Genomic DNA, 13,069 nt, shown 5'->3' with positions numbered 1-13,069 from the left:
CTGACATGAATATGAGGAATTCGAACATGGATAATCCCATGGATACCCCGCAGAACTCTGATGGACGGGGACAAGCACAGCAGCAGGGCGGGGCGCCTTCTGCGGGAAGCTCATCAAACGGCTGGAATCAGCCGCGATCGGACTCGTGGACACAGGGAAGGCAGCAAGCGCCCTACGGTGCACAGGGCGGGCCGGGAAGCCCATCGTCGTTTGGCACTCAGCCTCCTCAGGCTCCAAGCGCAGGACAAGCACCGTATGGCGGCTCAAGCTATGGCTTCGGTCAGCAAAGCCAGGTGCGACAAAGCACAGCGCAACCATATGCAGGACAGCGCTTCGCTGGTCAGCAAGGCGCAGGCGCGCACGTCGTGGAGCCGGGAAGCGAACCGAAGAACAAACGCAAGGTAGGAATGGGCACCGCGTTGGCGATGATGCTTGTTGTAGCCATTGCAGTTGGCGGCGTCACCGGTGCCGTGGTTGGCAAAGCCGGTGACGATAAATCCTCCACCTCGACGGTCAACGAGGTTCTCGAGCGCCAGCCGGTGGCCAATAGCACCGGTAACGAGCCGGCCGCCGGCTCTGTGGAGGACGTGGCATCGAAGGTCCTGCCGTCGGTGGTGTCGATTTACTCCATGACCCGCTCTGGCGGCGCCGAGGGCTCCGGTTCAATTATCTCCCCAGATGGTTATGTGCTGACCAACCACCACGTCGTTGCTGGCGCGGATCAGGGAGGGAGGCTCGAAGTGACGATGAATGATGGTTCGCGCCATAGCGCTACGTTTGTCGCGTCCGATGCGACGACAGACGTCGGGGTCATCAAAATCGACGACGTCAGCGATCTTCCTTTCCTCCAGTTTGGTGATTCGGACGCGGCCGCAGTGGGGCAGGAGGTAGTTGCCGTTGGCTCCCCGCTGGGGCTCAACGCCACGGTGACGTCCGGAATTGTGTCGGCCAAGAACCGCCCGGTGCGTGCGTCACAGGAAGGTGGGGAGTCCTCGCTTATCGACGCCATCCAGACCGACGCAGCCGTCAACCCCGGTAACTCCGGCGGTCCCCTGGTGGATATGGAGGGCAACATCATTGGCATGAACTCGATGATTGCCTCGCTATCTGGCGGTTCGAATGCCGAAGGCGGCTCCATCGGCCTGGGCTTCGCCATCCCCTCAAATTTTGCTAAGCGGATGGCCGATGAGCTCATCAATAACGGCAAGGTCAAGCATCCCACGTTGGGCGTTAAGGTCCGTGCGCAGAGCGATACCCTTGGCGCGGAAATCGTTGATGTGGAATCTGGCAGCCCGGCTGATAAAGCAGGACTGAAGTCCGGTGATGTGGTCACTCGCGTCAACGACCGGCTCATTGAAAGCTCCGATGCCCTGATTGCGGCAACCCGCTCGCAGGAATTTGGGGCAACCGTGACACTGGAAGTTAAGGGCCGCGACAACGAAGACGTGAGAAAGGTAGAGGTAACGCTGGCGAGCGAGTAAGTTTACAAATACTCGGGCGGTGCGCAAGCACCGCGTGAATACCGCACCCTGACACCTTTTTAAGCAACTACTTCCGGAAGATTCCGTCCCACCTTTAAGGAGAACCTCCGTGGCAGACAACACCGACGCAGCTGAGCTGTTGGGGCGCGATGCCTCACACGAACTTGATGATGTTACCGAGCCCGATGACGCCTTCCTCATTGCGAGCGAACAAGAACAAAGCGTTCAGGCGCCGCGTCGCGCGCTCGTCGTGATCGTTACCGACCATCCAGATGAGGCAACGGAGGACACATCGCGTTTGGCGGGTGAATTGCTGGCCGAAGCCGATTTCACCTTCGACGGCGCAGTGATTGTTCGTTCCAAGAAATCCAAAATCCGGCAGGCGATTGAAACCGGTGTGGTCGGGGGAGTTGACCTCGTATTGACTATCGGTGGCACGGGCGTTGGCCCCCGCGATAAAACTCCTGAGGCAACCCGCGCGGTGCTGGATCAAATGGTTCCGGGCGTGGCGCAGGCGCTGCGCTCTTCCGGCCAGGCATGCGGCGCGGTGGATGCCTGCACCTCCCGCGGTATTTCAGGAGTGTCCGGATCGACGGTCATCGTCAACGTGGCTTCGTCCCGCGCGGCGGTGCGCGATGGCATGGCAACCTTGACGCCTTTGGTGCATCATCTAGTTGATCAGCTGCAGAAATCCAGCGTCTAATGGCTGATTCCGCACCACGTGCCCGCCGTCGTCGTGCTCAGCGCCCGTCGACCGCCCAGAATTATGACCGCAGCTTCGACGTGCCCGGCGGGCCAGTATCGCAGGCGGCTGGTACCTCTGCTGGGGCTGGCGCCGATGAGCTGCGCATCGTAAGCCTTGATGGCAACAGCGAAGACGAAGTCACCGGTGAGGCTTTCTACCGCGAGAATATGCCGCCGCACTTTGGTACTACGCAGTAGCGCGTCGAGGGCCTAGAGCGCATAAGGAAATCCCGCAGAGCTTCAGCATTGTGCCGGCTCTGCGGGATTGCAGGTTTTGCTTGTGAATTAGAAGCTGGAACCTGGCTTCTCAGTGGTGGTGCCACCGTTCTCAGCAGCGAGCAGGTCGCGGATCTCAGCGAGCAGCTGCTCGGCGGTCGGAGCCGGCTCCTCCGGGTCAACACCCTGGCGGCGCTTAGCGTGCTCGGTGACGGCATTGAGCGGAGCGACAATGACGAAGTAGATGACGGCAGCGACGATCAGGAAGTTGATGAGTGCCGTGATGACCGCACCAAAGTCAAGGAAGGTCTCGGGATTGTCGGTAATCGCGAAGCCCAGGCCACCGAAGTCCGGGGAACCGAAGGAGTTGATCAGCGGCTGGATGAGGTGGTCCGTGATGGAGGTAACGATTGCGGTGAATGCAGCACCGATGATGACGGCCACGGCCAGCTCGATGACGTTGCCGCGCAAGATGAAATCTTTAAAGCCCTTAAGCATGGGAATATGTCCTTTTCTGCGGAGTAAATGCTTCTTCGGTAGTGCGCGGCTGCGGCGCAGCGCGCGGTGAGAGAACCAACGCTGTTCAATGAGGCGGTACCTAGCACGTGATGAGCCGGAAGGGGCCGAAAGGAGCGAGATTCTTGAAGCGGTAGGAGTGCCTACTTAGGAAGAAGCATCGGGGGAAATTGCTGGAATAGAAAAGACCACTGTTGAGCGCTCACAGCATGCGTTGCCACGACGTTGTGAGACAGGAAAGACACACAAACATTAGCGCCTGAGTGGATGCGCCCATACTAGGCAGAGATTGTTGGTGGTGGCAACATCCCGCGGCACCATTGATGCGCAAACGCGGCGATCTTCACAGTGTCATCTTAATTGTGGGCACGGTCGCCCACGATGATGACCGTGAGCGGTTGCGCAAGGGAAGCGGCAGCGACGTCCTCGGCCGCCTCGGCGGGGAGAGCAACGAGCAACGATTGTGTGCGTGCATCATCTTCGCCTGTTCCCACCGACACGACGCGAGCGCCACGGGCAATAGTCGTTCCGCGTGCGGGGGCGGTACCGTCGGGCCTATCCTCTACCGTGCCGACGATATTGACCGTATCTCCATGGTGGAGATTACGAGAAATCTCCGGCTCAGCCAGCGTAAGCGGGATGAGGTGGCCGTTGTCCATACCGAAATCTGCGACGAGATCTGAGCTGAGTAGGCGAGTTGTGGTCAAGATTTCGCCAGCGCTCGCGGCCGCTACCAGCACGCGTCCCACGGCATCCTCTGGGTTATTTCCCAACGCCGTGGCGGGAAGAGCGGAGGAGGGGACGCGGACCACGGAGACATCGCCAAGCGCTAGCGTCTCCCCGGCCGCCACGTCCCGGGCCATGACCACGACGCGGGGCTGCTCACGCGTGGAAGCGAGCGCACTGGCCGCGGCGGTCACGAGCAGGACAGCTGCGATAACGCGGCGCAGGAACACGCTGCGGCGATGTCCCGGGGTGCGCAGAACATGTAGAAAATCCATACCTTCTTAGACTGCGCGTGGCGCCGCGTGGTTCCCGGGCGGGGCCCGAAAGCGATTAAAGCCAGCGCATCCCGCGCTCGGTCAGGACGCCATCGACTGGACGGTCGTGCTCATCGAAGGGGACATCGCGGATCTCGCTGGAATGCACCAAGGTGACGACAGGCGGGCGCCCAGTGGGGAGAGGCGTGAGCGCGCGGTCGTAATACCCTGCCCCCTTGCCCAAGCGCATGCCTGATTCGCTGACTGCCATCGCGGGCGCGAGGATGAGATCGAGCTGGGCCAGGATTTCGCTGCTGTGGCGCTGGCCGACGGGCTCCGCAATCCCCAGCGCCCCCGGGCGCATGGCCTGTGGGCCGGTATATAGCGTCCACAAAAGCTCCCCGTCTGCACCGGAAATAGGCAGGTAAACCTCTTTGCAGAGCTGTGCCACGGTATCTACGAAGCTGGGGCCGCCCGGCTCTGTGCCCAGTGGGTGGTAGGCGGCAATGCGCATCGCGGGAGTCAGGAGCTCTCTCACACCAGCACACCACGCGGCGTTGTCGTCAGTTCGCTGTTCAGAGGTGCGTTCGCGGCGGGCGCTAAGGAGTGAGGCTCTTAAGGCGTCCTTGGGGGAGGTCGTCATGGTTGTTAATCATAATGTGACGGCGTAGCGCAGCGCAGGAGAGCGGTGGGTGCATTGTAAAGTGGAACTTATGGCTATTGCACACGAGGATTCCCACACCGGGATCGCTACGGTCGTTGTTCCCGCTGCTGGCATGGGCACTCGCTTCCTGCCTGCCACCAAGACCGTGCCCAAGGAGCTGCTCCCCGTCGTTGATACGCCGGGCATCGAGCTTATTGCGGAAGAAGCCGCTTCGGTTGGTGCGCAGCGCCTCGCGGTGATCACCGCACCAAACAAGCAAGAGGTGATGCGGCACTTCGAGGAGTTTCCGGATCTGGTTGAGACACTCGACGCCCGCGGCAAAGACGAGCAGGTTGCTAAGGTCAAGCGCGCCGCCCAGCTGATTCACCCGATTTCGGTGGAGCAGGAAAAGCCGCTTGGGCTCGGTCACGCGGTGGGCTTGGCGGAATCCGTGCTCGAGGATGACGAGGAATTCTTCGCCGTTATGCTGCCGGATGACATTGTTCTGCCCGCCACCGTCATGGGGGAGATGGCCCGTGTTCGCGCAGCTCTAGGCGGCAGCGTGCTGTGCGCCTTTGAGGTCGCGCGCGAGGAGACCTTTAACTACGGTGTGTTCGACGTCGAAGACACCGACGCGCCGGGAGTGAAGAAGGTTGTGGGCATGGTGGAGAAGCCGGATCCGGCTGATGCGCCGTCCAACCTCGTGGCCACCGGGCGCTACCTGCTCGACAGGAAGATCTTTGATGCGCTTCGCCGTATCAAGCCGGGCAAGGGTGGAGAGCTGCAGTTGACCGATGCCATCGAGCTCCTCATCAAGGAGGGACACCCGGTTCACGTCGTAGTTCACCAAGGCAAGCGCCACGACCTTGGCAACCCGGGCGGTTATATCCCAGCCAACGTGGACTTTGGTCTACGCGATGAGAAATACGGTCCTGCGCTCTACAAGGCGATTAAGAAGATTGTGGAGGATTACGAAGAAGAAAACGGGCTGAAGGGCTAAGTCTTGACGCACCAAGCGCGCTAAGCTCTACTCCAGTAACTTCCATCCCTTTAGGCCCCACATACCCCAGAGCAAAGGTAGGCGGTACATGCGTTCGGTCGATGACCAGATGGCGTTCATTCTTGATGCAGCGATGACTCCGGAGCCGGTACGCATCGCCATCGCGAATGCGCTGGGTCTCAAGTGCGCGGAGGAGGTGCAGGCTAATCAGCCGCTGCCGGGCTTCCCGCAGGCGGCGATTGATGGCTACGCCGTGCGTGCCGTGGACGTCGGGGGAGAAAAAGCCCTCAAGGTGCGCACTCGCCACGACGCTGAGGATGCGGATGCTCCTGCCTCGGAGACTGAGATTGAGCGCTCGCTTCCGGTGGTGGGGGAGGTTCCGGCAGGCTCGCGCCAGCCTTTGCGTTTGCAGCCTAAGCAGGCGGTGCGGGTGTATACGGGTGCGCCTTTGCCCACGCTTGCCGACGCCGTCCTTCCCCTCGAGTGGACCGACCGCGGACGCAAGCGCGTGACCTCGCACCGGCCAGTGCGTTCGGGAGACTTCGTGCGCCGCGTGGGCGATGACATCCAACCCGGCGATGTGGCAGTGTCCTCTGGAACTGTCTTGGGGCCGGCGCAGATTGGCCTGCTCGCGGCGGTGGGGCGCTCGAAGGTGCTGGCGTACCCACGCCCGCGCGTGACCATCGTCTCTTACGGCAAGGAGCTTGTCGACGTCGACCGTGAGCCCGGCCTGGGCCAGGTCTTCGACGTGAACTCTTACTCACTCGCAGCGGCCGCGAAGGAGGCAGGCGCGGACGTGCACCGCGTGGGCATTGCTGCCGGTGAGCCGCGCCGCGTGCGGGAGGCCTTGGAGACTTACCTGGCGCGCAGCGAGGTGTTGGTGATTTCCGGTGCCGTGGGTGGTGCGGGCGCGGATGAAATCCGCGAAGTCCTCGATGAGCTGGGGGATGTCGATACTACTCGTGTGGCAATGCACCCCGGTTCGGTCCAAGGTTTTGGTCTGTTGGGTGAAGAGCGCATCCCCACCTTCCTGTTGCCTTCGAACCCCGTGTCTGCGCTCGTCATCTTCGAGGTTTTTGTGCGCCCGTTGATTCGGTTGTCCCTAGGCAAGCGCAGCGGTCAGCGTCGCGTCGTACGCGCACGCGTGCTCAACCACATGGAGTCCCGCCCGGGCCGTCGAGGATACATCCGTGCCCGGCTGATGCGTGACGCCGAGACCTCCGATTACCTCGTGGAAGGGCTAGGTGGCGCGGCGGGCGCGCCGGCACACCTGCTCGCCGGGTTGTCAGAAGCGAACGCGATGATTCGCATCCCGGAGGAGGTCACCGAGATCCGCCCGGGAGATGTGGTCGACGTCCTCTTCCTGACCCAACGAAGCTAGCCGGCAGCTACGCACGCCATGCTTGATCCTTTTGGTACTGCCGCAGGGCGGTTTTCCACTCCCGCCAGCGGTGAGGCTCACCCCGAGCATCCGGGGTGGCCTGAGGCGACCCCTGCGGTGCGGCTGCGAGGCTCTAGCGTTTTCCCACACGGAGCGACGGTGCGCCTGCGCCCGCTGTTGCGTCGGGATGGCGAGGCGTGGCGGCAGCAGCGCATGGCGGATCGGGATTTTCTTAAGCCCGTGGAACCTACGCTGCCGACGTCATGGGATGCGGCGCATTCGCAGTCTGCGTGGTGGAATCACCTGATGTTTTTGCGCGATTCTGCCCGCGTTGGAACGGTGGTGCCGCTCGTCATTGACGTCGATGGGCAATTTCGAGGCCAATTGACCCTGGGAAATATTCAGCACGGAGGGGTCAGTGAATGCTGGATCGGCTATTGGGTCCATTCCGGGGTACACGGCGCCGGCGTGGCCACTGTTGCGTGCGCCCTCGGCGTGGACCACGCTTTTTACCGAGTGGGGCTGCACAGAGTCACCGCCACCTACCTGCCGGAGAACCCTGCTTCGGGCAAGGTGCTACACAACAATGGCTTTCGGGATGAGGGATTTCTGCGCCGCAACTTACACATTGACGGCGCATGGCGGGACCACCACTTCTTGGCGCTCAATCGTGAGGATTTTGCCTCGAGCGCGGTGGAGCGCCTGCACGCGGCGGGGCGGATCCTCGGTCTCTAGATCGCGCTTGGATTAGTTCAACTACCTCTGTTTTCACTTAAGTAACAACCTTGTAATTTATGGGCTCGTTGATGCCCATGGAGCCGGTGTGGGCGGCTAGAGTAGGGGCCTAGTTATATTCCCTTTTCGTCGACCCCTGAAAGTGGGACACAGCCGCATGATGACTGCCGTGCCGATCATTCTCGTAATCGTGTTGTGGCTCTTCATCCTCGCCCCGTTGCTTTTGCGTTCGCAGCGTCCGATGAGCCACACGGGTGAGGCCTTTGAAGAGACCCGCGTGCTCTTCGAAGGTGATTCCGGCTCTGTGCCGGGCCGTCGCAAGCCGCGCCTGGGCAAGGAAGATATCCGCCCGCGCGCCCAGGCAGGAACGGGGGCTGCAGCGGACGAAGCGGAGTACGAGCTGGTGGAGGCCGAAGGCGTAAGCGAGGATTCGCAGTCCTCCCGCGCTGAAACCGCTACCTCTGACCAAGCTACTTCGGACGTCGCGGAGACGATTGACGGCGAGGTTGTTGAGGAAGACGCCGTTGAAGAGGACTTCGAGCTCGAAGCGGAGCCCGCCCACGTCGCCGAGGCCGAGCAGGAAGCAGGACAGGACACCAAGGACGTTGAAGCAGATGCTGCTGAAGTGTTTACAGCCCCAGCAAATGCTGAGGTGGCGGAGGATGCTTATGACTTCGATGACGCCTACACTTCTCCGGTCGATTTGATGTACCCGGGTGCTATTGACGCTGTGGAGGAGGCGCCGACGACGCCCAACGCCGAGGATTCAGATGGGGCCGATGATGCTCCCGACGCGGAAGAATCCACGGCGGCGGAAATCGAGAGTGCTGATGCCGCGGAGCTGAACGCCGAGGACTCTGAGGCCGGCAGCAGCGATACCGAGCTGTCTGAGGACGAGCTCGCCTTCGCACAGCGCCGCCTTGGCCGCGGCGGATGGGATCCGGTGAAGGAGAAGGAAGCTTCTGCCACGCGTTACCAGCGCCGTCAGCGTACGCTTATCGGATTGGCGGTAGCAGTGGTAGCTACGGTATGCCTCGGCATCGTCGTGGGTGGATGGACGTGGTGGCTGGCGGCTATCGCTGGTGTTATGACCACGGTTTACCTGGTTGCGCTGCGCGCCCAGGTACGCCGTGAACGGGAGTTGTTGCGGCGCCGCATTTACCACCTACGCCGCGCCCGCCTGGGAGTGCGGAACGCGGAGAACCCCGCCGAGTCGCTTCCGCCGAAGCTGCGCCGCCCGGGCGCGCTCATCCTGGAAATCGATGATGAAAGCCCGGACTTTGACTACCTTCCGGTGTACTCGGAGGATGATTCCGACGGTGGGTTTGACGGTCCTCATCCCACCCCGCGTCAACGGCGTGATGATTTGGCGGAGCGTCGAGTTGGCTAAGCGCTGTGTTGGCTGAGCGCTAGGCCGGCCACACACCGGATGTACCGCGACGGTGCGAGCCCACGAGGTGGGCATCGACCATGCCGATGGCCTCCATGAGTGAGAAGCACGTTACTGGGCCGACAAACTTGAACCCGGCCTTCTTTAAAGCCTTGGACATGTCCAAGGCTTCTTGCGTGTATTTAGGGATGTCTTCTTCGCGCTCCGGTGCGATGGTCTCTTCCGGCAAGAAGCTCCAGATGAACTCATCGAGTCCGCCCTGCTCTCTTAAGGCCACCGTGGCCTTCGCGTTGGCGAGTACCGCATTGATCTTGAGGCGGTTCCGGATGATTCCAGGATTATTCATCAGGCGCTCCACTTCCTCCTCGCCGAAGCTTGCCAGAAGGTCAGCATCAAACCCCACGAAAGCGGCGCGGAAGGCTTCGCGTTTGCGCAGAACGATCTCCCAGCTCAGCCCAGCCTGGAAGCCCTCCAAACAGAGGCGCTCTAGCAGTGCGGATTCCTCATGGATGGGCATACCCCATTCGGTGTCGTAGTACTCCTTGAGGAGTGGGGAGGTCATTGCCCAAGCAGGGCGGCCGAGCCCCGCGGAGTCAAAAACAAGTCTCGTATCGTTTGCCATCTGTGTACTAGTCATGCCTTTTTAGACTGCAGAAGTTATTCATCGGTTCCCCAGGGCTACCCGTGGTTGCCAAGGGCTCTCTGCGGATTAGTGCCGCAGCACGCGGCCTCGTGGTCCAGAAGCATCTGCTTCGCGGCTGCGCCTCCGCGATAGGAACCCACACCGCCGCCAGCCGGTACGACGCGGTGACACGGCACCACAATAGGAAGCGGGTTGGTGGCACAGGCGCTCCCCGCGGCACGTGCGGCCTGCGCGCTACCGGCGGCGGTGGCAAGAGTCGAATAGGTCCAACGTTCCCCGAATGGGATATCGCGCAGAGCACGCTGCGCCCGATCCCGGAAGGTGCGCGGGGACTCAGGCACGGCGAGAAGCAGCTCAAAATCCCTCCGCGTGCCGGCAAAATACTCGGCAATTTGTTGAGAGGCGTCGACAAGCACCGCGCCCGCAGAGCCAGGTTCGGTGACATCCGTGAGGCGTTGCATGCTTCTAAGATCCGGAGATTCGCCGTCGAAATACACATGAGATAAACCTCGCGCAGATCCCACGAGGGTGAGGCAACCTAGAGGCGTGTTCGTAGTGGTCCACGTAAGCATGCTGGGTGGGGAGTCCTTTCGGAGGGAGGTGGCTATCCAGGGTAGTCTATGAACCATGAATAGACCCGCCGTACGCGATGCCGCGCTCCTCATCTTCCGCGCGGTGCTGGGAGTAATCTTCGTGGCGCACGGCGTGGACAAGATGTTCTTTAGCGGGATGGACGAAATTACCGGGCAGTTCTCCGCCATGGGGGTCCCACAGCCGCAGACCTCGGCATACTTGGCTGCCTTCGCGGAAATGCTGGGCGGGGCGGCCCTGGTGGTAGGCCTTCTCACGACCTTTGTTGCGGGGGCTTTAGCGCTGCTCATGGCGTGCGCATTGTATTTCGTGCACATCGGTAACGGTCTCTTCGCGGCCGATGGCGGCATCGAGTACCCGCTGGTTCTCATCGTGTCATTGCTCATGATCGTGGTCTTCGGTTCCGGCCGGGCGAGCGTGGATGGAGTGCTGAGCCGTGCTGACGCATGAGCAAGTGCAGGCAGCGATTTCCGCGCAGTTAGACGGGGAAGCCCCGCAGCTGTCGCCTGACGTCATCGAGGCACACGTTTCCAGCTGCCCAGACTGTGCGGCCTTCCGGGACAAGGCAGCGGCTCTATCCCGGTCGTTGAGCCTTGTGGAACCGGATGGAGCACCGCCGCAGGATCTATCCGAGGTAATCCTCGCTGGCGTGGAGCCAGAATGGCAGCGAGCTTCGAGCACCCGGCAGGCTTCGCTGTCGTTGGCGCGAGTAGCCCTCGGTGTGCTGTCCGTGGCATTTCTTGTGTGGGCGATTGTGGTCGTCGTCAGTGCTTCGGGTTTGACCACCCTGGAGAGCGAAGGGACCCTTGCAGAAGGCGCTGACCCGGAGCGCGCGCGCCTGTTGATCGAGGCCGCAGCACTGCGCTTCGGCCTTGCCAGCGGTTTGGGTTTTGCTGCATGGCGCCCTGCCTCAGCGCCCGGATTGCTGCCGGTGGCGTGCACAATGTTCGCGTTCCTGTGCGGCTTTACCATGCGCGATTTTGCCCTGGGCAGCGTCGCCGCGGGGCAGCTTTATATCCTCATCGGCACCGGGCTCGCCACCGCCTGCCTGGGCTGGGCTTGGGCGGCGGACCGGGGGTTCCTGCTGCGGGACGTTTATCGGACGCTATCTGCTAGCCCGCGTTAGGTCCACGACGGCAGCCACATGATGGAGTTGTACCAAGAATCCGGGATCATGTAGCCGTAGAGAATCGGGGAGAAGTAGGCAAACATCGCGACAACGAGTGCGGCGTAGCACACCGTGATGAAGGTGCCCAGCGGCATCGCGGAACCGAAGAGCCTTGTGAGCCAGTGCCATTCCAGTTTGCGGCCGCGCCCGATCATTTGGCCCAAGGCCAACGCGATGAGCACGATGATGAACGGGATAAACGCCGTGGCATAAAAGAAGTACATCTGGCGGTCGAAGACCGCTAGCCAGGGTAGGAAACCCGCCGCGGCGCCCACGAGCGGAATGAGGAAGGCGCGGTTGCGGCGCACGAGCAAGGACCACAGTCCCCACAGCACCGCTGGAATGACCAGCCACCAAATGGCCGGGGTGCCAAACAGGTACAGCATCTTGCGGCAGGATCCGCCGTCGCCACAGGAAATGTCAGTGGAGGAGTAGTAGAGGATGGGGCGCGCGGCCACCAGCCAGGCCCACGGCTTGGAATCCCAGGGGTGGCTGTGGCCGCCTGAAGTGGTCAAGGAGGCGTGGAATTCCAGCACGGAGGAGTGGTAGTAGAACCAGCCGGCGAGGGGCTCGGGGAGGTTGAGCAGCCAGGACCCTTCTTCGATAGTGCCGTCCACCTTGGCGTGGCGGTAGACGGCGGTTTCATCGGCGAACCAAGCGCGCCATGACCACGCGTAGAGCGCTACAGGAACCGCGACGATGGAGGCGAGGGCCGCGGGCGTATCGCGTACCAGCGTGCCCACGATGTAGCGGCGCACGCCATAAAGACGGCGCAGCGCGAGGTCCGAGAAGACGCTCATGAGGCCGAAGAACATGATGTAATACAGGCCCGACCACTTCACAGAAAGTGTTAGCCCCAGGAAGACACCGGCTGCAAAGCGCCACCACCGGAAACCAAAACGAGGACCGAAGTCGGAATCACCCATAGTGCCCGAAAGGAAAGCGGCGTGGAGGCGCTCGCGCATCTGCTGGTGGTCGCGCGCCAAGGCCCATGCGGCGGCAACGACGAAGAAGACTTGGAAGATGTCCAGCATGCCAAACTTGGAGGCAACGAGAAGCACACCATCGCACACTGCGAGGAGACCGGCCAGGAATCCAACCTGCCATGAACCGGACAATCGGCGAGCCAGCGCCATTGTCAGCAGGACCGTGCCCACGCCAAAAAGCGCGGCCATGCAGCGCCATCCCAATGGGGTGTAGCCGAAGAGAGCCTCCGAAATCGCAACAATCTGCTTGGCCAGCGGCGGGTGGACGACAAGGCCATAGCCCGGATTGGACTCAATACCGCCGATAAAAAGGTTATGCCAGCTGGTAACCATGTCCCAGGCCTGCGGCACGTAGTGCTTCTCATCGAAGACGGGCGTGCCTTCGGAGACCGGGGAGGTCAGGCCAATGAAGCGCGTGAGGAAAGCCAGCGCCGCGATGATCACGGTGCTGATCGTGTCAGCCGTTGTCCAGACATAGGGCCGGGGAGCAGGAGGCGCTGGCCGGGTATGGGCGCCGCGTGCGATAGACGGACGCGGGCGCTTGATGCGGCCAGATCGATCGGTAGGGGTTGCGATACTCACTCGGATGAGTCTA

15 protein-coding genes are annotated in these 13,069 nt (G+C 61.8%); 9 read left to right on the top strand and 6 right to left on the bottom strand.

Features of this window, described 5'->3' with window-relative positions:
- Window positions 1–5 precede the first annotated feature (5 nt).
- The 3 genes from QP999_RS05975 (at window position 6) to QP999_RS05965 (ending at window position 2,423) form a co-directional block, all read left to right on the top strand.
- Window positions 6–1,481, top strand: coding sequence for a S1C family serine protease (locus QP999_RS05975; RefSeq protein WP_284847865.1), 1,476 nt, complete (start codon window positions 6–8; stop codon window positions 1,479–1,481).
- A 109-nt stretch (window positions 1,482–1,590) separates the two neighbouring features.
- Window positions 1,591–2,184, top strand: a complete 594-nt coding sequence (locus QP999_RS05970) for a MogA/MoaB family molybdenum cofactor biosynthesis protein (RefSeq protein WP_284847864.1) — start codon at window positions 1,591–1,593, stop codon at window positions 2,182–2,184.
- Window positions 2,184–2,423 carry a hypothetical protein gene (locus QP999_RS05965; protein ID WP_070520730.1) on the top strand — a complete coding sequence of 80 codons (240 nt, stop codon included), beginning with the start codon at window positions 2,184–2,186 and terminating at the stop codon, window positions 2,421–2,423. Before QP999_RS05970 ends, QP999_RS05965 begins: the two co-directional genes overlap by 1 nt.
- 87 nt (window positions 2,424–2,510) lie before the next feature.
- Here QP999_RS05965 and mscL read toward each other — a convergent pair whose 3' ends face one another.
- The 3 genes from mscL to QP999_RS05950 form a co-directional block, all read right to left on the bottom strand.
- Window positions 2,511–2,939 (bottom strand): large conductance mechanosensitive channel protein MscL, encoded by a 429-nt coding sequence (gene mscL / locus QP999_RS05960; protein WP_070520733.1) that lies wholly within the window; start codon window positions 2,937–2,939, stop codon window positions 2,511–2,513.
- Between the two features lie 374 nt (window positions 2,940–3,313).
- Complete coding sequence (locus tag QP999_RS05955) at window positions 3,314–3,958, bottom strand: SAF domain-containing protein (RefSeq protein WP_070563357.1); 645 nt, start codon at window positions 3,956–3,958, stop codon at window positions 3,314–3,316.
- A 55-nt stretch (window positions 3,959–4,013) separates the two neighbouring features.
- A complete protein-coding gene (locus tag QP999_RS05950; protein WP_070563360.1) occupies window positions 4,014–4,580 on the bottom strand; it encodes a 5-formyltetrahydrofolate cyclo-ligase in 567 nt (188 codons plus the stop codon).
- Between the two features lie 70 nt (window positions 4,581–4,650).
- Here QP999_RS05950 and QP999_RS05945 point away from each other — a divergent pair, with 70 nt between their 5' ends.
- From QP999_RS05945 to sepX, 4 genes are all read left to right on the top strand, one after another.
- Window positions 4,651–5,580, top strand: a complete 930-nt coding sequence (locus tag QP999_RS05945) for a UTP--glucose-1-phosphate uridylyltransferase (RefSeq protein WP_070520743.1) — start codon at window positions 4,651–4,653, stop codon at window positions 5,578–5,580.
- 88 nt (window positions 5,581–5,668) lie between these two features.
- Entirely contained in the window at window positions 5,669–6,961 is a 1,293-nt protein-coding gene (glp, locus tag QP999_RS05940) for a molybdotransferase-like divisome protein Glp (protein WP_143335332.1), read from the top strand.
- 18 nt (window positions 6,962–6,979) lie between these two features.
- Window positions 6,980–7,696, top strand: a complete 717-nt coding sequence (locus QP999_RS05935; protein WP_070520749.1) for a GNAT family N-acetyltransferase — start codon at window positions 6,980–6,982, stop codon at window positions 7,694–7,696.
- A gap of 160 nt (window positions 7,697–7,856) precedes the next feature.
- Window positions 7,857–9,086, top strand: coding sequence for a divisome protein SepX/GlpR (gene sepX / locus QP999_RS05930; protein ID WP_338025100.1), 1,230 nt, complete (start codon window positions 7,857–7,859; stop codon window positions 9,084–9,086).
- A 19-nt stretch (window positions 9,087–9,105) separates the two neighbouring features.
- On the opposite strand, the gene QP999_RS05925 is transcribed toward sepX, so the two are convergent.
- Together QP999_RS05925 and QP999_RS05920 are read right to left on the bottom strand one after the other, a co-directional pair.
- A complete protein-coding gene (locus QP999_RS05925; RefSeq protein WP_083299262.1) occupies window positions 9,106–9,723 on the bottom strand; it encodes a DNA-3-methyladenine glycosylase I in 618 nt (205 codons plus the stop codon).
- Between the two features lie 41 nt (window positions 9,724–9,764).
- Entirely contained in the window at window positions 9,765–10,301 is a 537-nt protein-coding gene (locus QP999_RS05920; RefSeq protein WP_070531669.1) for a methylated-DNA--[protein]-cysteine S-methyltransferase, read from the bottom strand.
- Between the two features lie 55 nt (window positions 10,302–10,356).
- On the opposite strand from QP999_RS05920, the gene QP999_RS05915 reads away from it, so the two are divergent.
- Window positions 10,357–10,770, top strand: a complete 414-nt coding sequence (locus QP999_RS05915; protein WP_070520761.1) for a DoxX family protein — start codon at window positions 10,357–10,359, stop codon at window positions 10,768–10,770.
- Window positions 10,757–11,446 carry a zf-HC2 domain-containing protein gene (locus QP999_RS05910; protein WP_070520764.1) on the top strand — a complete coding sequence of 230 codons (690 nt, stop codon included), beginning with the start codon at window positions 10,757–10,759 and terminating at the stop codon, window positions 11,444–11,446. Before QP999_RS05915 ends, QP999_RS05910 begins: the two co-directional genes overlap by 14 nt.
- On the opposite strand, the gene pmt is transcribed toward QP999_RS05910, so the two are convergent.
- Window positions 11,443–13,056, bottom strand: a complete 1,614-nt coding sequence (pmt, locus tag QP999_RS05905) for a protein O-mannosyltransferase (protein WP_425458764.1) — start codon at window positions 13,054–13,056, stop codon at window positions 11,443–11,445. The genes QP999_RS05910 and pmt overlap by 4 nt on opposite strands.
- Window positions 13,057–13,069: the final 13 nt, after the last annotated feature.

The organism is Corynebacterium sp. MSK004, from assembly GCF_030232515.1.
In the GTDB taxonomy this organism is placed as follows: domain Bacteria; phylum Actinomycetota; class Actinomycetes; order Mycobacteriales; family Mycobacteriaceae; genus Corynebacterium; species Corynebacterium hesseae.
The sequence above is the reverse complement of the archived record's forward strand: the minus strand, read 5'-3'. Positions and strand labels throughout refer to the sequence as shown.

Bases quoted from the DNA above. Each gene is read 5' to 3' on its own strand.
- QP999_RS05975 (WP_284847865.1), top strand. From the start codon at position 6: ATGAATATGAGGAATTCGAACATGGATAATCCCATGGATACCCCGCAG.
- QP999_RS05965 (WP_070520730.1), top strand. From the start codon at position 2,184: ATGGCTGATTCCGCACCACGTGCCCGCCGTCGTCGTGCTCAGCGCCCG.
- mscL (WP_070520733.1), bottom strand. From the start codon at position 2,939: ATGCTTAAGGGCTTTAAAGATTTCATCTTGCGCGGCAACGTCATCGAG.
- QP999_RS05955 (WP_070563357.1), bottom strand. From the start codon at position 3,958: ATGGATTTTCTACATGTTCTGCGCACCCCGGGACATCGCCGCAGCGTG.
- QP999_RS05950 (WP_070563360.1), bottom strand. From the start codon at position 4,580: ATGACGACCTCCCCCAAGGACGCCTTAAGAGCCTCACTCCTTAGCGCC.
- QP999_RS05945 (WP_070520743.1), top strand. From the start codon at position 4,651: ATGGCTATTGCACACGAGGATTCCCACACCGGGATCGCTACGGTCGTT.
- glp (WP_143335332.1), top strand. From the start codon at position 5,669: ATGCGTTCGGTCGATGACCAGATGGCGTTCATTCTTGATGCAGCGATG.
- QP999_RS05935 (WP_070520749.1), top strand. From the start codon at position 6,980: ATGCTTGATCCTTTTGGTACTGCCGCAGGGCGGTTTTCCACTCCCGCC.
- sepX (WP_338025100.1), top strand. From the start codon at position 7,857: ATGACTGCCGTGCCGATCATTCTCGTAATCGTGTTGTGGCTCTTCATC.
- QP999_RS05925 (WP_083299262.1), bottom strand. From the start codon at position 9,723: ATGACTAGTACACAGATGGCAAACGATACGAGACTTGTTTTTGACTCC.
- QP999_RS05920 (WP_070531669.1), bottom strand. From the start codon at position 10,301: ATGCTTACGTGGACCACTACGAACACGCCTCTAGGTTGCCTCACCCTC.
- QP999_RS05915 (WP_070520761.1), top strand. From the start codon at position 10,357: ATGAATAGACCCGCCGTACGCGATGCCGCGCTCCTCATCTTCCGCGCG.